Annotated in this window: 21 protein-coding genes; 12 read left to right on the top strand and 9 right to left on the bottom strand. The window is 73.2% G+C overall.

Annotation, left to right across the window (positions count from 1 at the left end):
• Positions 1-24 precede the first annotated feature (24 nt).
• Positions 25-1,809, bottom strand: coding sequence for a hypothetical protein (locus QI554_RS33080; RefSeq protein ID WP_281475390.1), 1,785 nt, complete (start codon positions 1,807-1,809; stop codon positions 25-27).
• A 208-nt stretch (positions 1,810-2,017) separates the two neighbouring features.
• On the opposite strand from QI554_RS33080, the gene QI554_RS33075 reads away from it, so the two are divergent.
• Positions 2,018-3,283: a YncE family protein gene (locus QI554_RS33075; protein WP_281475388.1), complete on the top strand. Its 1,266-nt coding sequence runs from the start codon at positions 2,018-2,020 to the stop codon at positions 3,281-3,283.
• A 37-nt stretch (positions 3,284-3,320) separates the two neighbouring features.
• Here the strand turns inward: QI554_RS33075 and QI554_RS33070 are convergent, their stop codons facing one another.
• Positions 3,321-3,578, bottom strand: a complete 258-nt coding sequence (locus QI554_RS33070; RefSeq protein WP_281475387.1) for a hypothetical protein — start codon at positions 3,576-3,578, stop codon at positions 3,321-3,323.
• A 283-nt stretch (positions 3,579-3,861) separates the two neighbouring features.
• Between QI554_RS33070 and QI554_RS33065 the strand changes: the two genes are divergently transcribed.
• Positions 3,862-5,631: an acetyl/propionyl/methylcrotonyl-CoA carboxylase subunit alpha gene (locus tag QI554_RS33065; protein ID WP_281475386.1), complete on the top strand. Its 1,770-nt coding sequence runs from the start codon at positions 3,862-3,864 to the stop codon at positions 5,629-5,631.
• A 218-nt stretch (positions 5,632-5,849) separates the two neighbouring features.
• Entirely contained in the window at positions 5,850-6,551 is a 702-nt protein-coding gene (locus tag QI554_RS33060) for a hypothetical protein (RefSeq protein ID WP_281475384.1), read from the top strand.
• Between the two features lie 47 nt (positions 6,552-6,598).
• On the opposite strand, the gene QI554_RS33055 is transcribed toward QI554_RS33060, so the two are convergent.
• Both QI554_RS33055 and QI554_RS33050 read right to left on the bottom strand, forming a co-directional pair.
• Entirely contained in the window at positions 6,599-7,432 is an 834-nt protein-coding gene (locus QI554_RS33055; protein ID WP_281475493.1) for a DeoR/GlpR family DNA-binding transcription regulator, read from the bottom strand.
• Between the two features lie 466 nt (positions 7,433-7,898).
• Complete coding sequence (locus QI554_RS33050; protein ID WP_281475382.1) at positions 7,899-9,317, bottom strand: NAD(P)H-quinone dehydrogenase; 1,419 nt, start codon at positions 9,315-9,317, stop codon at positions 7,899-7,901.
• Positions 9,318-9,355: 38 nt separating this feature from the next.
• Between QI554_RS33050 and QI554_RS33045 the strand changes: the two genes are divergently transcribed.
• From QI554_RS33045 to QI554_RS33030, 4 genes are all read left to right on the top strand, one after another.
• Positions 9,356-9,808 carry a gamma-glutamylcyclotransferase family protein gene (locus tag QI554_RS33045; RefSeq protein ID WP_281475380.1) on the top strand — a complete coding sequence of 151 codons (453 nt, stop codon included), beginning with the start codon at positions 9,356-9,358 and terminating at the stop codon, positions 9,806-9,808.
• A 163-nt stretch (positions 9,809-9,971) separates the two neighbouring features.
• A complete protein-coding gene (locus QI554_RS33040; RefSeq protein ID WP_281475378.1) occupies positions 9,972-10,781 on the top strand; it encodes a purine-nucleoside phosphorylase in 810 nt (269 codons plus the stop codon).
• 91 nt (positions 10,782-10,872) lie between these two features.
• A complete protein-coding gene (locus QI554_RS33035) occupies positions 10,873-12,531 on the top strand; it encodes a phospho-sugar mutase (protein ID WP_281475376.1) in 1,659 nt (552 codons plus the stop codon).
• A 162-nt stretch (positions 12,532-12,693) separates the two neighbouring features.
• Complete coding sequence (locus QI554_RS33030) at positions 12,694-14,646, top strand: protein kinase domain-containing protein (RefSeq protein ID WP_281475374.1); 1,953 nt, start codon at positions 12,694-12,696, stop codon at positions 14,644-14,646.
• Between the two features lie 30 nt (positions 14,647-14,676).
• On the opposite strand, the gene QI554_RS33025 is transcribed toward QI554_RS33030, so the two are convergent.
• On the bottom strand, positions 14,677-15,270 hold the full coding sequence (locus QI554_RS33025; RefSeq protein WP_281475373.1) for a PH domain-containing protein: 594 nt from the start codon (positions 15,268-15,270) through the stop codon (positions 14,677-14,679).
• A gap of 296 nt (positions 15,271-15,566) precedes the next feature.
• Here QI554_RS33025 and deoC point away from each other — a divergent pair, with 296 nt between their 5' ends.
• Genes deoC through QI554_RS33010 form a run of 3 tightly spaced genes read left to right on the top strand, consistent with a single transcriptional unit; the run spans position 15,567 to position 18,865 of the window.
• Entirely contained in the window at positions 15,567-16,532 is a 966-nt protein-coding gene (gene deoC / locus QI554_RS33020) for a deoxyribose-phosphate aldolase (protein ID WP_281475491.1), read from the top strand.
• A gap of 1 nt (position 16,533) precedes the next feature.
• Positions 16,534-17,991: an aldehyde dehydrogenase family protein gene (locus tag QI554_RS33015; RefSeq protein ID WP_425528091.1), complete on the top strand. Its 1,458-nt coding sequence runs from the start codon at positions 16,534-16,536 to the stop codon at positions 17,989-17,991.
• Complete coding sequence (locus QI554_RS33010) at positions 17,984-18,865, top strand: aldehyde dehydrogenase family protein (protein WP_281475371.1); 882 nt, start codon at positions 17,984-17,986, stop codon at positions 18,863-18,865. Before QI554_RS33015 ends, QI554_RS33010 begins: the two co-directional genes overlap by 8 nt.
• An 89-nt stretch (positions 18,866-18,954) precedes the next feature.
• Here the strand turns inward: QI554_RS33010 and QI554_RS33005 are convergent, their stop codons facing one another.
• From QI554_RS33005 to QI554_RS32990, 4 genes are all read right to left on the bottom strand, one after another.
• Positions 18,955-19,605, bottom strand: coding sequence for a hypothetical protein (locus tag QI554_RS33005; RefSeq protein WP_281475369.1), 651 nt, complete (start codon positions 19,603-19,605; stop codon positions 18,955-18,957).
• 161 nt (positions 19,606-19,766) lie between these two features.
• Positions 19,767-20,024, bottom strand: coding sequence for a hypothetical protein (locus QI554_RS33000; protein WP_281475367.1), 258 nt, complete (start codon positions 20,022-20,024; stop codon positions 19,767-19,769).
• An 11-nt stretch (positions 20,025-20,035) separates the two neighbouring features.
• The gene (locus QI554_RS32995) at positions 20,036-20,377 is read right to left on the bottom strand and encodes a hypothetical protein (RefSeq protein ID WP_281475365.1); all 342 of its coding nucleotides are present in this window, start codon (positions 20,375-20,377) and stop codon (positions 20,036-20,038) included.
• 287 nt (positions 20,378-20,664) lie between these two features.
• Entirely contained in the window at positions 20,665-21,330 is a 666-nt protein-coding gene (locus QI554_RS32990; RefSeq protein ID WP_281475363.1) for a SigE family RNA polymerase sigma factor, read from the bottom strand.
• 178 nt (positions 21,331-21,508) lie between these two features.
• On the opposite strand from QI554_RS32990, the gene QI554_RS32985 reads away from it, so the two are divergent.
• Positions 21,509-22,183, top strand: a complete 675-nt coding sequence (locus QI554_RS32985) for a response regulator transcription factor (RefSeq protein ID WP_281475360.1) — start codon at positions 21,509-21,511, stop codon at positions 22,181-22,183.
• Positions 22,184-22,260: 77 nt separating this feature from the next.
• Positions 22,261-24,072 (top strand): ATP-binding protein, encoded by a 1,812-nt coding sequence (locus QI554_RS32980; protein WP_425528098.1) that lies wholly within the window; start codon positions 22,261-22,263, stop codon positions 24,070-24,072.
• The last annotated feature ends 19 nt before the right edge of the window (positions 24,073-24,091 follow it).

The following is a 24,091-nucleotide window of genomic DNA, read 5'->3' as shown; positions in this document are numbered from 1 at the left end:
GCCCCGAGCCCGTCTGACGGGGCGTCAGGGACGTTCGTCGGGGCCCTGCGGGTTGTTGCCCAGGTCGCCCCGGCGCGGGCCCGGGCCCAGGCCGAAGCCGCCGAAGTTGCGGTTGTCGGCGGGAGGCGGCGGCGGATAGCCGGCGGCGCCCGCCGCGTACGGGTCGGGACCGGGGTTGGCGCCCGGGGCCGCGCCCTGCGGGTACGGACCGGGTCCGTACGGGTCGGGCCCGGTCGGGAACGGCGCGGCCGCGGAGGCCTGGGCGGGGACCGGCGCCGGCCCGTGCGGCCACGCGCCGACGGCCGCCGGGTCCGGGTTCGGGCCGCTGCGGGGCTGCCGCAGCCCCGCCCACACGGAGAGCGGGATCGCGAGCCCGGCCAGGATCAGCAGCGGGACGGGCACTCCGCCGGGCCGTTCGGTGAGCTTCTCGACCCAGCCGTAGTCCTGCGCCGCGCTCTGCAGGTCGGGCCACACCGGCCCGCACGTGGCGGTGAGGCCGAGGGACGCGAGCGCGGGCTCGGGCCGCAGGCCGCCGATCACGACGCCGAGGGCGAGGGCGCCCGCGCAGCGCACCAGCAGGACGTGCGTGGAGCCGCTGTCGGGGCCGGCCGCCTCGCCGACCACCAGGACCAGCGCGGCCAGCCCGATCGACCACGCGCCGAGCACCCGCGCGAGCACCGCGCCCGCGACGCCCGCGACCAGCAGCCCGGCGATCCACGGCACGGACTCGCTCGGCCCGTCGAAGCCGAGCCCCGGGTTGAACGACGTCCGGTCGAACCCGAACAGCGCGGCCGGCACCGCGGCCAGACCGACCGCCATCGCGAGCAGCGCGCCCGCGACCGAGCGGACGCCGTCGACGCGGTACGTCAGCGCGGCGGCGACCAGGCAGCCGGCGAGCGCGACGACCGGCCACAGCGAGATCGCCTTCGGCACGTCCTCCTGGTCGACCAGCGCCCACACGGCCACCGCCGCCCCGACGAGGCCGAGCAGCACGACGGAGCGGAACGCGCCGCGCGACGCCACCGGCCAGCCCTGCCCGGGCCGCACCAGTACGCGCCCGGTCGGCAGCAGCAACAGCACGAGGACGAACGCCACGAGCGGCAGCGCGGTCTGCCACACCGCGTCGCCCTGCCACAGCGGGTCGAGCAGGTCGACGCCGACGATCGCGAACAGCAGCGGCAGCGCGGCGGCGAGCGTCGCGGCGAGGGCGGCGTTGAGCGCGGTGCGGTGCCGCGGCGGCGCGAGGTGGATCCACAGCACGACCCCGACGAGGATCTGCACCGCGAAGCCGAACCGCAGCAGGTAGATCACGCCGAGCCAGCGCGGCGGATCGGTGGGGTCGCCGCTGTGCCCGATCAGGTCGAACAGCGAGGTCAGCGCGGCACCGCCGAGGCCGACCAGCAGGACGCCGGCGACCGCGCCGCGGCGGTGCACGTACGCCGTGTCGGTGAGCCCGACCCCGCCGATGACCAGCGGGATCGACCACGGCAGCAGCACCGCGGTCAGGTCCCAGATGGTCCAGCCGTGCAGCAGTCCCCCGCCGCCGTCGGCCGGCGCGGGCGGCGCGTAGCCGGTCGCGTCGGGCGCGGCGGCCGCGCTCGGCCCGCCGAGCGACGCGCCGGTGCGCAGGAGGATGAGCGCCGACGTCGCGGCGACGACGACCAGCAGGACGCCGGGTATCCACTCCGCGGCGCGGGCACCCCACGGCTCGGCGCGGCGCGCGGTGCGCTCGGCCACCGTCGCCCCGGTTTCGTACGTTCTGCGCAGCAACCCGCCCGCCACGGCCATCGCCGTTTCCCCCAACCCCATGGTGGATCGTCCTGAATGTTCCGCCCCCGCGCGGCAGTTGATGGTTCGGATGATAGGGACGCGGAACCCGGACCGGTGCCCCCCGTGACAACTTCGGGTTCATCCGGTAGCCAAGACGGCGCAACCGAGCACGCCGAACCGGGACACGCCGCCCACTTTCGGGTGATCACACCCAGGGAAACCCTGTTGCGCGACCTAGGCTGAGCCGGTGTCTCGGACCTCTACGCCGCTGTCGCGCCTCGCCGTCTCCCTGACCACCGCCGGTACGCTCGTCTTCACGCTGGGCGGGCTCCTGACCTTCACCGCCTGCTCGGGCTCGGACTCCGGAAAGCCCCAAGCCCACGCGAGCTCCCACTCGCCCGGTCCCGCGGACGTGCAGCCCGCGCTGCCGCACGGCGGCGGCGAGGTGAAGCCGCAGGCGCCGACCGGACTGCCGGGCATGCCCCCGCTGCTCGACCCGAACGACCTGTACGCGGCCGACCGCCCGAACGCGCTGTCGGACACCGTCAAGAACTTCCCGTCCCGGGTGTACGTCCCGAACACCGAGTCGGACACCGTGTCGGTGATCGACCCGGCCACGTTCCAGGTCATCGACACCATCAAGGTCGGCCGCCAGCCGCAGCACGTCGTCCCGTCGTGGGACATGAAGACGCTGTGGGTCAACAACGACCTGGGCAACACGCTGACCGAGATCGACCCGGCGACCGGCAAGACCGGTCCGACGGTCGACGTGCACGACCCGTACAACCTCTACTTCACGCCCGACGGCAAGTACTCCGTCGTCATGGCGTCCGCCGACCACCAGCTGGTGTTCCGCGACGCGCACACGATGGAGACCGTCAAGGCGCTGCCCGTCGGCTGCGACGGCGTCAACCACGCCGACTTCTCCCCCGACGGCCGCTACTTCATCGTCTCGTGCGAGTTCGACGGCTCACTGCTCAAGGTCGACACCGAGAAGATGGAGATCATCGGGCGGCAGAAGCTGCCCGCGAAGCACCACGCCATGCCGCAGGACGTGAAGATCTCGCCCGACGGCAGGACCTGGTACATCGCCGACATGATGAGCCACGGCGTGTGGGTGCTCGACGGCGACAACTTCACCACGCCGAAGCTGGTCCCCACCGGCAAGGGCGCGCACGGCCTCTACGTGAGCCGTGACTCGAAGTACATGTACATCTCGAACCGCGGCGAGGGCTCGATCACCCTGTGGGAGTTCGCGCCGGGGCAGGAGAACGGCGGGCACATCGCCACCAAGTGGCACCTGCCCGACGGAGGCAGCCCGGACATGGGCGGGGTCTCCGCCGACGGCAAGGTGCTGTGGCTGTCGGGGCGCTACGACGCCGAGGTGTACGCGATCGACACGACCGACGGGCACCTGCTCGCGCGCATCAAGGTCGGCCACGGGCCGCACGGCCTCGCGGTCTACCCGCAGCCCGGGCGGTACTCGCTGGGCCACACGGGCGTCTTCCGCTGAGCCTCCCGCCCGGCCACCGGGCGGGTCGGCCCCGCGCTCAGCGGGCCGGCTCGTCCGGGTCCGCGGTCCAGGTGACCGCCCCGGAGTCGGGGTCGGTGCGTACGGCGCTCTGCAGCCTGCGGATGCGGTCCGGGTCGTTCCGCGCCGCGCCGCGGGCGCGCCACAGACGCAGCACGGTCTGCAGTCTCGGCGTCTCCGTACGCCGTACGTCGGCGTCGAAGTCCGCCCGCAGTCCCTCGGGCAGCGAACGGCGGATGATGTCGACCATCTTCGGGGCGACCAGCGTGCTCACCATGAACTTCCCCTTATGGGTGATTTCGTTCTCCACGCTAACGCTGGACGATCATGCGTGCGTTCCCGGCCCGGCGAGGTCGCGGCACCAGCCGTTCGGAGCAGGACCGACGCCCCAGGTGACGGCACCCCAACGGCCCGGAGTACCTTGGGCCCATCGGCAGCGCCGCCGAAGTCCCGTCACCAGTCAGGTCGACCGGGACGCCGACCTGTGACGGGGTGGGGCGGCACTGCGTCTCCGCGTGCCACTCCCTAGACTCTGCCCAGTTCTAGGAGGGAGCCAGATCGTGCGCAAGGTGCTGATCGCCAACCGCGGGGAGATCGCCGTCCGCGTCGCCCGTGCCTGTAAGGACGCCGGCATCGCCAGTGTCGCCGTCTACGCGGACCCGGACCGCGACGCCGTGCACGTGCGGGTCGCCGACGAGGCGCACGCGCTCGGCGGCAACACCCCGGCGGAGAGCTACCTGGACGTCGCCAAGGTACTCCAGGCCGCCGCCGACTCGGGTGCCGACGCCGTGCACCCCGGCTACGGGTTCCTGTCGGAGAACGCCGAGTTCGCCCAGGCCGTGCTGGACGCCGGGCTGATCTGGATCGGCCCGCCGCCGCAGGCCATCCGCGACCTCGGCGACAAGGTCGCCGCCCGGCACATCGCGCAGCGCGCCGGCGCCCCGCTGGTGGCCGGCACGCCCGACCCGGTGTCCGGCTCCGACGAGGTCGTGGAGTTCGCCAAGGCGAACGGCCTGCCGATCGCGATCAAGGCCGCCTTCGGCGGCGGCGGCCGCGGCCTGAAGGTCGCCCGCACGCTCGAGGAGATCCCCGAGCTGTACGACTCCGCGGTCCGCGAGGCGGTCACCGCGTTCGGCCGCGGCGAGTGCTTCGTCGAGCGCTACCTCGACAAGCCGCGGCACGTCGAGACGCAGTGCCTCGCCGACCAGCACGGCAACGTCGTGGTCGTGTCGACCCGCGACTGCTCGCTGCAGCGCCGCCACCAGAAGCTCGTCGAGGAGGCGCCCGCGCCGTTCCTCTCGGACGAGCAGAACGCCGAGCTGTACCGCGCCTCCAAGGCCATCCTCAAGGAGGCCGGCTACGTCGGCGCCGGCACCTGCGAGTTCCTCGTGGGCCAGGACGGCACCATCTCGTTCCTCGAGGTCAACACCCGCCTCCAGGTCGAGCACCCGGTCACCGAGGAGGTCACCGGCATCGACCTGGTCCGCGAGATGTTCCGCATCGCGGACGGCGAGGAGCTCGGCTACGACGACCCGCCGCTGCGCGGCCACTCGTTCGAGTTCCGCATCAACGGCGAGGACCCGGGCCGCAACTTCCTCCCCGCGCCGGGCGCGGTGACGGTGTGGCGTCCCCCGACGGGGCCGGGCGTGCGCCTGGACTCCGGCGTCGAGCAGGGCTCGGTCATCGGCCAGGCGTTCGACTCGCTGCTCGCGAAGCTCATCGTCACGGGCGCGACCCGGCAGCAGGCGATCCAGCGCTCCGTGCGCGCGCTCGCCGAGTTCGAGGTCGACGGCATGGCCACCGCGCTGACGTTCCACCGCGCGGTCATGTCCGACCCGGCCTTCACGCCGGAGAACCACGGCAGCGACGCGCCGTTCTCCGTCCACACCCGGTGGATCGAGACCGAGTTCGACAACACGATCGCCCCGTTCACGGGCGGCGCGGCCGAGGGCGACGAGCCCGCCGAGCGCGAGACCGTCGTCGTCGAGGTCAACGGCAAGCGCGTGGAGGTCACCCTCCCGGCCGGCCTGGGCGCCTCGGGTGCCGCGGCCGCGGGCCCGGTGAAGAAGGCCCCCAAGCGCGCGGGCGCGAAGAAGGCCGGCGCGGCCGCCGGCGGCGACGCGCTGACCAGCCCGATGCAGGGCACCATCGTCAAGGTCGCGGTCGAGGAGGGGCAGCAGGTCAACGAAGGCGACCTGATCGTCGTCCTCGAGGCGATGAAGATGGAGCAGCCGCTGAACGCGCACCGTGCCGGCACCGTCAAGGGCCTGTCCGCCGAGGTCGGCGCGACGGTCACCAGCGGCGCCGTGCTGTGCGAGATCAAGGACTGACCTGACGCAGGCAGACGTACCGGTCCTCGCCCTGGTGCGTACCGCGTAAGGCATCCGTGGCCCCCGTCCCGTGAAGGGACGGGGGCCGCTGCCGTTGTGGGGCCGGGGTGCCGCGCCCGCGGAGGGCGAACCCGCCGGGCCGCGTTTTGGCGTGGGCTTGTGCAGCGCTTGAACGGGCCGGGCAGGGCGGCCGGTTGGCGGCGGAGTACCGTTCGCGCATGCCGACATGGCGTCGTCTCCTCGCCGCGGTGCGCCTGCCGCTGCCCGTCCATCAATGGCTGCGGCCCGGCGGGCCGGTGCGCACCGGGCCCACGCCGGAGGAGCGGGCCACGATCGCGGCCGCGCAGGCCGCGTTGGCGCACATGCTGGCCGCGGTGCGCACCGAGGTGACCGAGGTCGGCGAACTGCTCGCCGTCGTCGAGTTCCCCAGCGACCCGGCGCCGGGCGTCAGCGACGCGCTGGCCCGGGCGTTGGACTCGTACGACGCCGCCGCCCGGCTCGTGGACGACGTCGCCGACGTCGTCGAGCTCGCCGGCGTCGTCGTCCTCGCGGGCGACGCACGCGCCGCACTCGTGGTCGCCGCCGCGCACCACCGGCGCGAGGCCGTGCCGCCGCTGCCCCGCCCGTGCTTCTTCAACCCGCTGCACGGCCGCTCGGACCGCACTGCCGTGTGGCGCACCGGCTACAAGACCACGCTCCGCGTGCCGGCGTGCCCCCGCTGCCGGAAGGCGGTGCGGCGCGGCGACGCGCCCGAGGCGTTGGTCGACCGCGCGCCCGACGGCCGCGTCGTGCCGTACTACGCGGTGGACACCGCGCATTCGGTGTGGGCCGCGACGGGGTTCGGGGCGTTCCGCCCCGACCTCGCGGCCCGCGTGCAGCGCGGCGAGCACCGCACGCGCCGCCGCGGGCACCGGTCCTGACGTCACGTCAGACTGCGGCGGACCGAGTCGGACCGAGGCGGACCGAGTCAGACCCTGCGGTCGCGGCTGTCCTGCCCCGCGGTGGCATGGTCGACGCCCAGCAGCCGGTCGCCGTTGATCTCCGAACGCGCGCCCGGCACCGCGCGCTGCGGCAGCTGCGCGACGTGGATCTGGGCGCCGAGCTCGGCGAGCGCGGACAGTTCGGCGGACGGGGCGTCCTCGTCGGTCACCAGGTGCGTGATGCGCTCGGCGGCGACGGTCTGGAACATCGTGTCGACGCCCATCTTGGTGTGGTCGACCATGACGACCACCTCGTGCGCGGCCTGCACGAGCGCGCGGTCCACGCTCGCGGACAGCATGTTGGGGGTGGACAGGCCGCGGTCCGCGGTCAGCCCGTTGCCGGACACGAACGCGCGACGCACGCGGAGCCCGGACAGCGCCTGTTCGGCGCCGCTGCCGACCAGCGCGTACGACGAACCGCGCAAGGTCCCGCCGGTCATGACGACCTCGACCCGGTTGGCGTGCGCGAGGACCTGCGCGACCAGCAGCGAGTTGGTCACGACGGTGAGGCCGGGGATCCGGGCCAGCCGCCTGGCCAGCTCCTGTGTCGTGGTTCCCGCGCCGACGACGATCGCGTCGCCCTCGTCGACCAGCGACACGGCGAGGTCGGCGATCGCGGCCTTCTCGGCGGCGGCGAGATGGGTCTTCTGCGAGTAGCTGGGCTCTCGCGCCAGTCCACCGGGCAGCACCGCTCCTCCGTGCCTGCGGTCGAGAAGCCCTTCGGCCTCCAACGCACGCACGTCCCGGCGGACTGTCACCTCGGACGTCTGGACCACCCGGGCGAGCTCCCTCAGGGAGACCGCTCCGTTGGCCCGCACCATTTCCAGAATCAACTGACGACGCTCTGCAGCGAACACGTGACGAAGGTAACGCGACCGACCACCTCTTTTCAGCCGGATGCAGGTCTTACCCAAACTTGTTCACCAATCTGATGAACAGCCGGGGCATTTAGGGCATGGAAAGACCGCGGTGGCCGGATGGTCCGGTGAACACCGCCGGTGGCCGCCGCGTATTCCGCGCGGAGGCACGGGATCTGACCCGCCGTCAACGCAGCCGTCGGACAGCGTGCGGGTCACGTCGTGCCCATCCCTGCGCGACACCTGACCGCTCGGAGACGAGTATGCGCGCTTGGCGTGCACGGTCGCGGCGGTTCCAGGAAAGCCACTCGATCGAGGGGCCCTGCGTACGCCCCGGGTAATGCGCGCGGAAACCGGTGCGGAAACGGCGACGGCCGTGATTCCCGGATCGGGAATCACGGCCGTCGGCGCGCTTCGGGGATTTCCCGCGTCACACCCGGTCGCGGCGGTGCAGCCGCCGCGCGGCCTCCGCCAGCGAACCGGACAGCGACGGGTACACCGTGAACGCGCTGGCCACCTGGTCGACCGTCAGGTGCAGGTCGACGGCCAGCGACACCGCGTGGATCAGCTCGCTCGCGCGCGGCGCGACCACCACGCCGCCCACCACGATGCCGGTGCCGGGCCGGCAGAACAGCTTCACGAAGCCGTCGTGGATGCCCTGCATCTTCGCGCGCGGGTTGCGCGACAGCGGCAGCTTCACGGTGTGCGCGTCGATCTCGCCGGCCTCGATCGCGGCCTGCGAGTAGCCGCAGGTGGCGATCTCCGGGTCGGTGAAGACGTTCGACGCGACGGCCTTCAGGTCGAGCGGCGAGACCGCGTCGCCCAGCATGTGGTACATCGCGATGCGGCCCTGCATGGCCGCGACCGACGCCAGCGCGAACACGCCGGTGCAGTCGCCCGCCGCGTACACGCCGTTCGCCGTCGTGCGCGACACGCGGTCCACGCGGATGTGCCCGGACTCCTTCAGGAAGACGCCCGCCTCCTCCAGGCCCATGCCCGAGGTGTTCGGCACCGCGCCGACCGCCATCAGGCAGTGGCTGCCCTCCAGCGTCTGCCCGTCCGCGAGCCGCACGATGACGCTGTCGCCGCAGCGCTCGACGCTCTGCGCGCGGGACCGGCTCATGACGCGCATGCCGCGCCGCTTGAACACGCCCTCGAGCACCTCGGCCGCGTCCGGGTCCTCGCCGGGCAGCACGCGGTCGCGGCTGGACACCAGGGTCACCTTGGAGCCGAGCGCCTGGTACGCGCCGGCGAACTCGGCGCCGGTGACGCCCGAGCCGACCACGATCAGCTCGCGGGGCAGCTCGGTGAGCCCGTACACCTGCTTCCAGTCGAGGACGCGCTCGCCGTCCGGCTCGGCGCCCGGCAGCACGCGCGGGGTCGCGCCGGTGGACACGAGGATCGCGTCGGCCTCGAGCGTCTGCTCGGTGCCGTCGTCCAGCGTGGCCACGACGCGCCGCGGGCCGTCGAGCCGGCCGGTGCCGCTCAGCAGCGTGACGCCGGCGCGGCGCAGCCCGTTGGCGATGTCGACCGACTGGGCCTGCGCGAGCTCGAGCACCCGCTTGTTCACGACGTTGAGGTCGACGCCGACGATCGGGCGGTCCAACGTGCCCGGCGTGCCGTCGTCGACATAGATCCCGAGCTCGTGGTGCGAGTCGGCGAAGCTCGTCATGACCTCGGCGGTCGCGATGAGCGTCTTGGACGGCACGCAGTCCGTCAGGACCGCGGCACCGCCGACACCGTCGCGCTCGACGACGGTCACCTCGGCCCCGAGCTGCGCGGCGACAAGCGCCGATTCATACCCACCGGGGCCGCCACCAACGATCACAATGCGAGTCACGGGTGTCATTCTTCCGCATCCCCGAGCGCCGCGTAGGATGCGGTCCCATGCCCCTTTACGCCGCGTACGCCAGCAACCTCGACGCGCGGCAGATGGCACGGCGCGCTCCCCACTCCCCGCTCCGCGTGACCGGCTGGTTGTCCGGCTGGCGCCTGACGTTCGGCGGCGAGCAGTTGGGCTGGGAGGGCTCCCTTGCCACCGTGGTCGAGGACGACGTCTCCCAGGTCTTCGTCGCGCTGTACGACCTGACCGAAGCCGACGAGGCGGCGCTCGACCGCTGGGAGGGCGAGTCCCTCGGCCTCTACCGCAAGGTCAAGGTGCGCGTCGAGACGCTGTTCGGCGAGGAGCTCGCGTGGCTCTACGTGCTGAACGACTACGAGGGCGGCCTGCCGTCCGCCCGCTACCTGGGCATGGTCGCCGACGCCGCGGAGTCCGCGGGCGCGCCGGACGACTACGTCAAGGAGCTGCGCATCCGGCCGTGCCTGTCGGTCGGGCCGTGACCCGCCGCCCTACCTGTCGGTAACCCGCAGCACGGCCGACAGGCCTTACCTGTCGGTAACCCACACCCCGGCCCACGGGCCTTTCGGCATCGATTGCGACACGATCTCTACGCGCATAGACCCCAAGCGCGCTGATCGGCACCCCACGCTTTACGCTCGCGTTGTGAACGCTTCCGTCAGCAACGACCCGACCGCCGCGGCGGCCGCCGCCGCGCGCCGCCTGCAGGAGATCACCGGCGCCGCGACCCACGACATCGCCCTCGTGATGGGCTCCGGCTGGGTGCCCGCCGCCGACATGCTCGGCGCCCCCGACCACGAGTTCCCCGTCACCGAGCTGCCCGGGTTCCCGCCGCCCGCCGTCGCGGGCCACGCCGGCACCATCCGCTCGATCACCGTCGGCAACCGCCGCGCGCTCGTGTTCCTCGGCCGCACCCACCTGTACGAGGGCCGCGGCGTCGCCGCCGTCGTGCACGGGGTCCGCACCGCCGTCGCCGCCGGCTGCAAGACCGTCGTCCTCACCAACGGCTGCGGCGGCCTGCGCCCGTCGTTCGCGCCCGGTCAGCCGGTCCTCATCTCGGACCACATCAACCTGACCGCGACCTCGCCGATCCTCGGCGCCAACTTCGTGGACCTGACGGACCTGTACTCGCCGCGCCTGCGCCAGCTGTGCCGCGAGGTCGAGCCGGAGCTGGAGGAGGGCGTCTACGTCCAGTTCCCCGGCCCGCACTACGAGACCCCCGCCGAGATCGGCATGGTGCGCGCGATCGGCGGGCACCTGGTGGGCATGTCCACCACGCTCGAGGCCATCGCGGCACGCGAGGCCGGCGCCGAGGTGCTCGGCATCTCGCTGGTCACCAACCTCGCGGCCGGCATGACCGGCGAACCGCTCAACCACGAGGAGGTCCTGGAGGCGGGCCGCGCGTCCGCCGTCCGCATGGGCCGCCTGCTCACCGAGGTGCTGCCGCGGATCTGAGGACCGGCGCCCGCCACCGCGGGCGCCTCCTCCGCATCCCCGACGCCGGGCCCGCACCCGGGTCCGGAGACCGGTACAAAAGGAGACCGTCTTGAGCGACGTCGTCGAGTCCGCCCGCGCGTGGTTGGCCGAGGACCCCGACCCGGACACCCGCGCGGAACTGCAGGCCCTGCTCGACGCGGACGACCGCGCGGCGCTCGAGGACCGGTTCGCCGGCCTGCTGCAGTTCGGCACCGCGGGGCTGCGCGGCGAACTGGGCGCCGGCCCCAACCGGATGAACCGCGCCGTGGTGATCCGCGCCGCTGCCGGGCTCGCCGCGTACCTGAACGCGAACCGGACCCCGGACGCCTCCGGCACGGTCGTCATCGGCTTCGACGCGCGGCACAAGTCCGACGTCTTCGCGCGCGACACCGCGGCCGTCATGGAGGCCGCCGGACTGCACGCGCTCCTGCTGCCCCGGCCCCTGCCGACCCCGGTGCTGGCGTTCGCGATCCGCCACCTCGGCTGCGTCGCCGGCGTCATGGTCACCGCGAGCCACAACCCGCCGCGCGACAACGGCTACAAGGTCTACCTCGGCGACGGCTCGCAGATCGTGCCGCCCGCCGACGCCGAGATCGCCGCGCAGATCGACGCCGTCGGCTCGCTCGCCGACGTGCCGATGGCCGACGGCGGGTGGGAGGTGCTCGGCGAGACGCTGCTCGACGCGTACCTCGACCGCGCGGTCGGTGTCGTCCGCGCCGGGGGGCCGCGCGACCTGCGGCTCGTGCACACCGCGATGCACGGTGTCGGCGGCGCGGTGATGCTCGGCGCCTTCGAGCGCGCCGGGTTCCCCGCGCCCACGGTGGTCGGCGAACAGGCCGAGCCCGACCCCGACTTCCCGACCGTCGCGTTCCCCAACCCGGAGGAGCCCGGCGCGATGGACCTCGCGTTCGCCACCGCCGCGGCGGCGAACGCCGACCTGGTCGTCGCGAACGACCCGGACGCCGACCGGTGCGCGGTCGCCGTCCCCGACCCGTCGGCGCCCGGTGGCTGGCGCATGCTGCGGGGCGACGAGGTCGGCGCCCTGCTGGGTACCGAGATCGCCCGGCGGGCGGACGGCAACGGCGTGCTCGCGACGACGATCGTGTCGTCGTCGCTGCTGGGGCCGGTCGCTGAGCGGCACGGGCTGACGTACGTCGAGACGCTGACCGGGTTCAAGTGGCTCGCGCGCGTGCCGGGGCTGACCTTCGCGTACGAGGAGGCACTGGGCTACTGCGTCGACCCCGACGGGGTGCGCGACAAGGACGGCGTGAGCGCCGCCCTGATGATCGCCGAGCTCGCCGCGGCCGCGAAGCGCGACGGCCGCACGCTGCTCGACCTGTTGGACGCCATCGCGCTCGAGTACGGGCTGCACGCGACCGACCAGTACTCGGTGCGGGTCGACCAGCTGGAGAAGATCGCCGAGGGCATGGCCCGGCTGCGCGCGACGCCGCCGTCCTACCTCGGCGGGCTGCGCGTCGAGCGCGTCGACGACCTGGCCGAGGGGACGGCTGATCTGCCGCCGACCGACGGCCTGCGCTACACGCTCGCGGGAGCGGACGAGGTCGCCTCGGCCCGCATCGTCGTGCGGCCCAGCGGCACCGAGCCGAAGCTGAAGGGCTACCTCCAGGTCGTGGTGCCGGTGCACACCCAGGTGGCCGAGGCCCGCACGGTCGCGGCGGCGACACTGGCGGCCCTGAAGAAGGACCTGGCGGCGGCGCTGGGGATGTAGCGGAGACACGTCGACGAGGGCGGCACGCCGGAGAACGGCGCGCCGCCCTCGTCGTTCCACACCGTGTGAACCACCGTGTGAACCACCGCGTGTCACAGAGCGTCCACAGTCGCGCTGAACCGCGCCCGTTTCCCTACCGTGGTGCCGGGGAGGGACATCACCGTGGAAGCACTGCGTGCTGAGGATCCGTCAGTCGTCGCCGGCTACCGCATGCTCGCGCGGCTCGGCGCGGGCGGCATGGGGCGGGTCTATCTGGCGCGGTCGCCCGGCGGGCGGCCGGTCGCGTTCAAGGTCATCCGGGCGGACTTCGCCGACGACCCCGACTTCCGGGTGCGGTTCGCGCGCGAAGTGGCCGCCGCGCGGGCGGTCAGCGGCGTGTTCACCGCGCCGGTGCTGGACGCCGACCCGCAGGGCGACCCTCCGTGGCTGGCCACCGGGTACGTCGCGGGCGTCGCGCTCAACGACGCCGTCGCCCGGTTCGGGCCGCTGCCCGACGCGCTCGGCACCCTCGCCGGCGGCCTCGCCGAAGCGCTGGTCGCCGTGCACGGCGCGGGGCTCGTGCACCGCGACCTCAAGCCCGGGAACGTCATGCTGGCGGCCGACGGTCCCCGGCTCATCGACTTCGGCATCGCGCGGGCGCTCGAAGGCGGCACCATCACCGGCACCGGGCTGCTCGTCGGTTCGCCCGGGTTCCTCGCGCCGGAGCAGGCCGGGACCGGGCCGATCGGGCCGGCCACCGACGTCTTCGCGCTCGGATCGGTGCTGACGTACGCGGCGACCGGACGCGGCCCGTTCGGCGAAGGGGCGCTCACCGAACTGCTGTTCAAGGTGCTGCACGGCGACCCCGACCTGTCCGGCGTCCCGCCGCGCTTCGCCGGCCTCGTGCGGGACATGCTGGAGAAGGATCCCGGCCTCCGGCCTTCGCCGCGCGACGTGCTGGAACGGCTGGCCGGGTTCCCGGACGCCACCCGCAGCGGGGCCTGGTTGCCTCGCCCGCTCACCGAACTGGTGCTCGCCCGCTCGGCGGCGCTGCTGTCCGATGATCCGCTCGGCGCGGATTTCGAGGTGCGGGGGGACGCCCCGCCGACCACCTCGTCGGGCGGTCGGCCGGTTCCGGAGCGGCGGGTCCAACCGCCGCCGCCTTCCGGCTCGTTCACACTCGGCTCGACGACGATCGGGCCTGGCGGCGCCTACCGCGGGCACACCGGGGACACTCCTCCGACCGGCCCAGGCAGCGTGCCGCCGACCGTCCCGCCCGACGAGCCGGACCGCCGCGACCGGGCGCACGACGACGGTGCGCGGTGGCGCCGGATCATCGGCGCGGCCGTCGCCGTCGCGGTGCTCGCGACCGCGGCGATCCTCGTCGTGCCCCGGCTGACGGACGGGGGCTCGGACGGCAACCACGCGAGCGGAAGCGGCGCGAGCAGCCCCGGTACCCCGTCGGCCGCGTCGCCGTCGCCCTCACCGACGGCGTGCGGCGCGACCAGCCTGGACTTCACCACCGTGAACGCGTCGACGAGCCCGTTGAGCGGGTTCACCGGCGTCACCGCCTCCGCCCCGCCCAAGTACGGCCCCCAGGGCCTGACCCTGACCGCCCCGCCGGGCAGCGACGTGCGCACGGACTTCCAGGGGAAGGTGACCGCGGTCTCGGCCGGGGTGCCGGTCACCGGCGACTTCACCGTGGAGACCCGGGTGACCGTGAACCCGAACACCGGCTACCAGGCCGCGGGGCTGCTGCTGTACGTCGACGGCAGCAACTACGTGCGCCTGGAACGCGGGTTGGGCGACCACAACGCGATCGCGTTCGAGTACTACGCGCAGGACCAGCACCACAAGCTGACCACACCGTTCATCACCGAGCCGGAACCCAAGCTCCCCGTCGACTCCTCCGTGCACACGGTGTCGCTGCGCCTGGAGCGCAAGGGCGGCTTCGTGTCCGCCCAGTGGCGGGCGGACGACGCGAAGCCGTGGGAGAACGTCACCGACGAGAAGGCGTCGCTCGCGGGCAACGAGGCGAGTGCCCGGATGAGCGTGCTCAACACCCCGACGGGCACCGGCGCGAAGAACTTCAGCGCGACCTTCCGCTCTCTGCGGGTGACCTGTCCGACCGGCTGAGCGACTCCGGACGGCCGGCGGCCCGTTCCGTCAGAGCGCGGTCTGCGCCGCCACGACCAGGGCCGCGCCGACGGCCATCACGACGAACAGCGGCACGAACCAGCGGACCACGACGTCGCCGGTCGAGTCCTTCCCGAACTGCTCGGCCATCCCGCGCAGGTCGGCGACGGCGTGGTCGGCCATCGCGGCCTGCGGAACGTGCTGGTGGCCGAGCCGGTTGAACGGGTCCTCGGCGGTGTTGCGGGCGTTGACCCGCATGGCGCGCTTGCGCTCGCGCAGGGAGACGGGGATCGACCAGATGTGGAACTTGGTGTCAGGGCCGGTGCGGACCTCGACCGAGTACTCGGCGCGGACGTCCTCGACCCGGTTCCACGGGATCTCGATGGTCCGGAACGGGTTCCGGATCACGAGCCGCTCGGGCCCCGCGAACACGGCCGCGCGCAGGGTCAGCGCGACCACGACGGATCCGAGGACCAGCACGACGCCGAGCACGGTGACGGCGCTGCGCGTGGTGCCGCGCAGCGCGCCGTCCAGGGCCAGCCACCCGCCGACCGCCAGCAGGATCACGCCGGTGAAGACCGCGGGCTTGGATCGGTAGACGGTGACGCCCTCGTCACGCTTCATCGTTCACCCATTCGGGGGAGTGCCTACGATTGGTGGTGCCCCTAGATTTTGCACTGGCCGCCGGGCCGGCGGTGTCGGCCTGTGGAGCTGGCGTAAGACCCTGATCGGGGCGGTTGGCGATGAAGCAGGAAACGTTGCGGGTAACCGCGATTCATCCCGTCTCACAGCGGGGTCAGGTCAAGACCGGTGATTGTGCCTCAACCGGAGCGGTAGACGCACGTGCCGGAGCCCTCCCCGTCGAAAGGGAGGGCTACCTGGCACGGCGCTACGCGTGTAGATATGCTCATGTGGTGACCATGCTGTCTGCCTTCCCCGCCGACCCGGTCGAGGTGACGTCCTCCGAGGCGGCCCTGACCCGGTTCCTCCACGGGCTTCCCGGTATCGACAAGGTGGGGGCCGAGTCCCGCGCCGCGATGCTCGGGACGCGCTCGATCAAGAAGGACGCCAAGGCCTTCGCGATCGACCTCGCCATCTCCATGATCGACCTCACGACGCTCGAGGGTGCCGACACCCCCGGCAAGGTCCGGTCGCTGTGCGCCAAGGCGCTGCACCCCGACCCGAGCGAACCGGGCACCCCGCGCCCGGCCGCGATCTGCGTCTATCCCGACCTGGTCGCCGAGGCCAAGCGCGCGCTCGGCGCCGCGCCGGTCAACGTGGCGTCCGTCGCCACCGCGTTCCCCTCGGGCCGCGCTGCGCTGGACATCAAGCTGGCCGACGTCGCCTCCGCGGTCGCCGCCGGGGCGGACGAGATCGACATGGTCATCGACCGTGGCGCGTTCCTGTCCGGCCGCTACCGGCAGGTGTTCGACGAGATCGTCGCGGTCAAGGCGGCCTGCGCCCGGCCCGACGGCGAGGCCGCGCACCTGAAGGTCATCCTCGAGACGGGCGAGCTGTCGACGTACGACAACGTGCGCCGCGCCTCGTGGCTGGCGATGCTCGCGGGCGCCGACTTCATCAAGACCTCCACAGGCAAGGTCGGCACCAACGCGACGCTCCCGGTGACCCTGGTGATGCTGGAGGCCGTGCGCGACTTCCGCGCCGCGACCGGCCGCCAGATCGGCGTCAAGCCCGCCGGCGGCATCCGCACCACCAAGGACGCCATGAAGTACCTGGTCCTGGTCAACGAGACCGCCGGCCAGGACTGGCTGACCCCGGACTGGTTCCGGCTCGGTGCCTCCAGCCTGCTCAACGACCTGCTGATGCAGCGCCACAAGCTGGCGACCGGCCGCTACTCCGGCCCCGACTACGTGACGGTGGACTGACGTGAGCAACACCATCAGCACCCCCGGCAAGGCGTTCGAGTACGCCCCCGCCCCCGAGTCCCGGTCCGCCGTCGACATCGCGAGCTCCTACGGCCTGTTCATCGACGGCAAGTTCGCCGAGGCCGCCGACGGCGCCACGCTCAAGACCGTCAACCCGGCCACCGAAGAGGTCCTGGCCGAGGTCGCGGTCGGCGGCGAGGCCGACGTGGACCGCGCCGTGAAGGCCGCCCGCAAGGCGTTCCGCACATGGTCCGCGCTGCCCGGCAGCGAGCGCGCCAAGTACCTGTTCCGCATCGCCCGGCTGATCCAGGAGCACGGCCGCGAGCTGGCCGTGTTGGAGACGCTCGACAACGGCAAGCCGATCCGCGAGTCGCGCGACGTCGACATCCCGCTGGTCGCCGCGCACTTCTTCCACTACGCGGGCTGGGCGGACAAGCTCGCGCACGCCGGCTTCGGCCCGGACCCGAAGCCGCTCGGCGTGGCCGGCCAGGTCATCCCGTGGAACTTCCCGATGCTGATGCTCGCGTGGAAGATCGCCCCGGCGCTCGCCGCGGGCAACACGGTGGTGCTCAAGCCCGCGGAGACCACGCCGCTGACCGCGCTGCGGTTCGCCGAGATCTGCGTCGAGGCCGGGCTGCCGGCCGGTGTCGTCAACATCGTCACCGGCGCCGGCGAGACCGGCCGCTCGGTCGTCGCGCACCCCGACGTGGACAAGGTCGCGTTCACCGGCTCGACCGCGGTCGGCAAGGAGATCCTCCGGACCACTGCGGGCACCGGCAAGAAGCTGACCCTCGAACTCGGCGGCAAGGCCGCGAACATCGTCTACGACGACGCCGCGCTCGACTCCGCGGTCGAGGGCATCGTCAACGGCATCTTCTTCAACCAGGGCCAGGTGTGCTGCGCCGGCTCGCGGCTGCTCGTGCAGGAGTCCGTCGCGGACGAGGTGCTGCACATGCTCACCCGGCGCCTCGGCACGCTGCGGCTCGGCGACCCGCTCGACAAGAACACCGACGTCGGCGCGATCAACTCCGCGGCACAGCTCGACCGCATCACGCGGCTGGTAGCCTCCGGCGACGACGAGGGCGCCGAGCGCTGGACGGCGCCGTGCGAGATCCCCGCGAAGGGGTTCTGGTTCCCGCCGACGGTGTTCACCGGCGTCACGCAGGCGCACCGCATCGCGCGCGAGGAGATCTTCGGGCCTGTGCTGTCGGTGCTGACCTTCCGTACGCCCGCCGAGGCGGTGGAGAAGGCCAACAACACGCCGTACGGCCTGTCCGCGGGCGTGTGGACCGAGAAGGGCGCCAAGGCGCTGTGGACCGCGCAGCGGCTGCGGGCCGGCGTCGTGTGGACCAACACGTTCAACCGGTTCGACCCGGCGTCGCCGTTCGGCGGGTTCAAGGAGTCCGGGTTCGGCCGTGAGGGCGGCCGCCACGGTCTGGAGGCGTACCTGAATGTCTGAGACCCGACTGGCGGTCAACAAGACCTACAAGCTGTACATCGGGGGCGCGTTCCCCCGTTCCGAGAGCGGGCGGGTGTACGCCGTGACCGACACGAAGGACCGGCCTCTGGCGAACGCGCCGCGCGGCACCCGCAAGGACGCGCGTGACGCGGTGGTCGCGGCCCGCAAGGCGTACCCCGGCTGGTCCGGCGCGACCGCGTTCAACCGCGGCCAGGTGCTGTACCGCGTCGCCGAGATGCTGGAGGGCCGCCGCGAGCAGTTCGCCGACGAGGTGTCCGCCGCCGAGGGCGTCGGCCGCAACAAGGCGCTCGCGTCCGTCGACGCCGCGGTCGACCGCTGGGTCTGGTACGCCGGGTGGACCGACAAGCTCGCCCAGGTCGCGGGCGGCGCCAACCCGGTCGCCGGCCCGTACGCGAACTGGACGACGCCCGAGGCGACCGGTGTCGTCGCCGTGCTGGCGCCGCGCAAGTCGTCGCTGCTCGGCCTGACCTCGGTGCTGGCGCCGGTCGTCGCGACCGGCAACACCGCGGTCGTGCTGGCGTCCGAGCAGGCCCCGCTGCCCGCGCTCGCGTTCGCCGAGGTGCTCGCGGTGTCCGACGTTCCGGGCGGTGTCGTGAACCTGCTCAGCGGCCCGCTCGCCGAGGTCGCGCCGTGGCTCGCGGCGCACCAGGACGTCAACGCGATCGACCTGGCCGGCGCGTCGCACACCGCGGGCGTCGCCTCGGTGCGCGACCTGGAGATCGCGGCCGCGGACAACCTCAAGCGCGTGCTGCGCCCCGAGGCGAAGGAGCCGGACTGGACCGCCGACCCGGGCGTCGGCCGCATGCTGGCCTTCACCGAGGCGCGCACCGTGTGGCACCCGACCGGCAACTGAGCCGCCGCTGAGCGGCGGCCGACCGGCGCCGAGACCCCGAAGGCCGGGGCGTACCCGCACGGGTACGCCCCGGCCTTCGCGTTCGCGCGTCAGGCGCGGCGGGTCGGGACCGCGTTCGGGTGCGGCGGCACGGTCGTCGCGAGCGGCGGACCCGTGGGCGGCGGAGGCGACGCCGGCGTGGGCGCGGGCGCCGGCGCGGCGGCCGTCTGTGCCGTCATGTGCGGCTGAGGCTGCTGGACGCCCTGCGGCGGCACGACGGTGTCCGGGACGCGGCCGCGCGTGACCGTCGGCGGGTTCGGCACCGACAGCGTCATCAGGAAGAAATACGCGGCCAGCGCGAACAGGCACAGCACGACCACGTTCAGGATCGTCTGCTGCACGCGCGCCGACGACGGCACCGGCGTGTACGCGTTGCCGTGGTACGCCAGCGCGGACAGCGCCGCCGTCACCCCGACCAGCGCCTGCGCCGCGAGCACGCCCAGCGCGGCGCGCGTCACCGCCCGCGCGCGGTCGATCGGCCGCCCCGCGTGCGTGGCCAGCAGCACCGCCGCGACCAGCAGGAACGGCGTCATGACGTGCAGCAGGTCGGCCTGCGCCGCGTACGACCGCGCGCGGTATCCGCTGACCGACGTGCCCGCCCCGAAGAACACCCGTGTCGCCGTCACACCCAGGCCGACCGCCACGTAACCGATCAGGCCCCAGGCCGCCGGCTCACGCAGCCGCTTCGTCTCCGCACCCATCCGTGCTTCCTCCCCGCCGAACGCACTACGGCGCCTACCGTACGGCGCGAACGGCGGGATGGACGAGGAGCGTCGGAAAGCGGACCGGCAGGGAACGTTTTCGACCGGGTCGGCGGGCCCGGCCGGCCGGGCCCCGCGCACCGCGGGGCCCGGGACCGGCCTCAGTCCGCCAGCGTGCCCGCGACCGGCGCGAGGACGTCGCTCATCGGGAGCGAGTCGGCGCCGGTGCCCGCCATCGGGTTGAGCTTGGCGTCGCCGAGGTGCCGCGTCGCCGACGGGGCGGCCGTGTCCAAGGCCATGTCGAGCTCGCTCCGCTCCTGGGGCGGGTTCTCCGCCGCGTGGGCGGCCGGTGCGGCGATGCCGAGGGCCACCGCGGCGCCGAGCGCCGCGGCCACGGTGCCGCGCAGTGCGGATGCCATGCCGTGCCCCCTCAGCCGAGCGACGGGACCGGGAGGCCGCCCGTGGTGGCGAGCAGCGTCTCCAGGTCGGTGCCGTGGGCGAACTGCCCGGTGAGCATCGCGGTGCTGAGCGGCAGGTCGCCGACCTCGGTGGCGACCGCGTTGTCGACGGGGTTGAAGCCGGTGCCCGCCAGCGGGTTGAGCGCGGCGTGCTGGACGGGGCCGGCGACCGCCGGCAGTGCGGCGTCCAGCGCCGGGTCGAGCCGCGTGGGGCTCGGCTTCAACGGGGAGGCGGTCGCCGCGGGCGCGCCGATGCCCAGGGCCACCGCGGCGCCGATCGACGCGGCCATGACGGTGCGGAGTGCCGAAGCCATGTCAGTCCTTCCGTTTCGATGCCGCGACACCCAAAGTGTCCGGGCCATCACGGAAGGTAGCGAAAAGACGAACGCCGGGGCAACGTGACACCCGCGCGGCGACTTTGCGACAACCCTGGAACCGAATCCCGCGCACCGCCGTCCTTGCCGCCGTAACGACAAAACCCGCCCCGGAACGACGAAGCCCCGGGCCGGTCCTCGCGGACCGATCCCGGGACAAGGTCCCCACCAAGCCCCCCCGGACCCGTGTGAACTCTCTCCGTCGCAGCAGCCGAGCGGCCGCGGTGTCAGGCGACCAGCTCCGCGAACGCCTCGTCCGCGCCGAAGCTGAGCGCCTCGTCCTCGCGCAGCCGGCGAAGCGCGCGCCAGATGCTGCTCTTCACCGTGCCGACGCTGACGCCGAGCACCTCGGCGACCTCGGGGTCGGTGCGGCCCTCGTAGTAGCGCAGGACGAGCATCGTGCGCTGCGGCTCGGGCAGCTTCGCGAGCGCGGACCACAGCACGGCGCGCAGCTCGGTGTCGCCCATCGAGTCCGAGCCGTCGGGGCGCTCGGGCATCTCCTCGGTGGGGTACTCGCCGATCCGGCGGCGCCGCCATGCCGATATGTGCAGGTTGGTCATGGTGCGCCGCAGGTAACCGCCGAGCGCGGCCTTGTCCTGGATGCGGCCCCACGCCTGGTAGGTGCTCATCAGGGCGCTCTGCAGCAGGTCCTCGGCCTCGTTGCGGTCGCCCGTCAGGTGGTACGCGGTGGCGAACAGCGCCGAGCGGCGCTCGCGGACGTACGCCGTGAAGTCGTCGTCGACGCAGCCGGTGTCCTGCACGGACACGGACGCGGCGGCGGCGCGCGATGCGGCGGTGCCGGCGCTCGGCACGACGGCCAGCGCGACGACCGTGCGACGGTTGTCCAGGCGGCTGTCGGCGGCACCTTCGTGGCGGTCGATCTGAGTCTGCATGGTTCCTCCCCCAAACCCTGCTCCAACGCGAGCTTCGTTCACAGGCACCAGCCTGCCGGGAGGGCATCATCGGACCGTCCGCCTCGTGTCACAGCCATGCAACAGAGCCAGAGGCCGCAGAACCGTGGATGCCGGACCCGTGTTCTTCCCACCCGTGACGTCAGACACAATGGCTCGCGTGCCCTACCTGTTGCTGATCGAGGATGACGAGGCCGTACGCACCGGCCTCGAGCTCGCGCTGGGCCGCCAAGGTCACCGTGTGGTGACCGCCGCCACCGGCGAGCTCGGACTGGAGCGATGGCGTGAGCAGCGCCCGGACCTGATCGTGCTGGACGTGATGCTGCCCGGCATCGACGGATTCGAGGTGTGCCGGCGGATCCGCCGCACGGACTCGCTGCCGATCATCCTGTTGACCGCCCGCAACGACGACATCGACGTCGTCGTCGGGCTCGAGTCCGGGGCGGACGACTACGTCGTCAAGCCCGTCCAGCCGCGTGTGCTGGACGCCCGTATCCGTGCCGTGCTGCGGCGCGGCGAGCGCGAGGTGTCGGACGCGTCGGTGTTCGGCGACCTGGTGGTCGACCGCAACGCGATGATCGTCACCAAGGGCGGTGAGGAGCTGTCGCTCACGCCCACCGAGCTGCGGCTGCTCGTCGAGCTGAGCCGCCGCCCCGGCCAGGCGCTGTCGCGGCAGCAGCTGCTCCGCCTGGTGTGGGAGCACGACTACCTCGGTGACTCGCGGCTCGTGGACGCGTGCGTCCAGCGGCTGCGCGCCAAGGTCGAGTTGGTGCCGTCGGCGCCGACGTTGATCCGTACCGTCCGCGGCGTCGGTTACCGCCTCGACCCGCCGTGACCGGGGCGGCCACCAAGACCCGGAAGCCCGGCCGCACGCGCACCCGCCGCCCGGTGCTCGCCCGGATCGGGCACGCGATGCGGCTGAGTTCGCTGCGCGTGCGCATCCTCGCGGCGTTCGCGATCGTCGCGCTGATCTCCGCGGTCGCCGCATCGGGGATCGCCTACGTGCTGACCCGCAACGCGGTGCTGCAGCGCGCCCAGGACTCGGTCATCAAGGAGTTCCGCGACGGGCTCGGCCGCGTGTCGGTCAACCTGCCGGCGGACGCCGGCCCCGAGGAGCTGGAGGTCGGCGTCGGGCAGCTGCGCAGCACCAGCTTCGGGTACAACGTCGTGCTGGTCGCCGAGGGCGACGGCGGCAAGTCGATGCCGGACACCGGCAAGTTCACGCTGAACGCGGTTCCGGCCGACCTCCGCAAGGCGGTCACCACGCCGGACTCGCAGGGCGATTACCACATGTACTTCCAGCGCGTGAACATCGACGGCGAGCCGTTCCTGATCGCCGGCACCAAGGTCGTCTCCAAGACACCCGGGGTGCCCGACGGCCCGACCGGCTACATGTTCCAGTCGCTGCGCGCGGAGCAGACCGACCTGACGTCGCTCGCCCGCTACCTGACCACGGGCGCGGTGCTGGCGCTCGGCGCCGCCGCGATCCTCGCGCTGGTCGGAGCACGCCACGTGCTGCGCCCGGTGCGCCGCCTCGGCGACGCCGCGCGGCAGCTCGGCGCGGGCAAGCTCGACACCCGGCTCGAGGTCCGCGGCTCGGACGAACTCGCGGACCTGGCACGAACGTTCAACGACGCGGCGGAGAAACTGGAACGCAGCGTCAGCGAACTACGGGCGCTCGAGGCGTCGTCGCGCCGGTTCGTCGCCGACGTCAGCCACGAGCTGCGCACGCCGCTCGCCGCGATGACGGCGGTCAGCGAGCTGCTCGAGGAGGAGGCCGACAGCCTCGGCGAACAGGGCGCGCCCGCGGCCCGCCTGGTGGTCGCCGAGATCGACCGGCTCGCCACCCTGGTCGAGGACCTGATGGAGGTGTCCCGCTTCGACGCGGGCACCGCGTCGCTCGTCGTCGACGACGTGGACATCGCCGACCTGGTCACCGCGTGCCTGGACGCGCGGGCGTGGATGGACGCGGTCGACCTGCGGGCGCCGCGCGGCATCCTGGCCCGCGTCGACGCGCGGCGGCTCGACGTGATGGTGTCCAACCTGGTCGGCAACGCGCTGCGGCACGGCGGCTCCCCGGTGACCGTGGAGATCCGCCGCGAACCACGCGTCGGCCCGGGCGAACCGGGTGCCGAGGACCTCGTCATCGACGTGTCCGACACCGGCCCGGGCATCCCCGAGGACGTGCTCCCGCACGTGTTCGACCGGTTCTACAAGGCGGACAGCTCGCGTGCCCGCTCGGAGGGCAGCGGTCTGGGTCTGTCGATCGTGATGGAGAACGCCCGTATCCACGGCGGCACCGCGTCCGCCGCGAACGTCCCGGGCGGCGGCGCGATGTTCAGCCTGCGGCTGCCTCTGGTGCCGCCGGTCGACGACAGCGACCCGCTGCTGCACGACCCCGACGAGGGCGTGTGGGACGACGACTGGGACGAGACGGCGTACGACGACCGGTCGTTCGACGACCCGCCGAACGAGCCGGTGGCCGGCAGCGGCGACGAGGCCGGCGCCGAGGACGCGGAGACCCGTGCCCCGGAAGCGCGCGACGCCGAGTCGCCTGACGTCGAGTCGCCGGGCGCCGAGGACGCGGCGGAGGCCGAGGACGGCACCGACGACGCGCCGGAGACGCGCGGCGCGGGCGCCGCCGACGAGCGTGCCGCCCCGCCGGGCGCCTCGTCCGCCGGGAGCGACCGGGATACCCCGTCGTCCGCCGGGGGGCCGCGATGAGCGCGCTTCGGCACGAACG

Source organism: Yinghuangia seranimata, assembly GCF_029953285.1.
GTDB classification, from domain to species: domain Bacteria; phylum Actinomycetota; class Actinomycetes; order Streptomycetales; family Streptomycetaceae; genus Yinghuangia; species Yinghuangia seranimata.
Note: the sequence above shows the minus strand (reverse complement) of the source record. Positions and strands in the feature narration are given on the sequence as shown.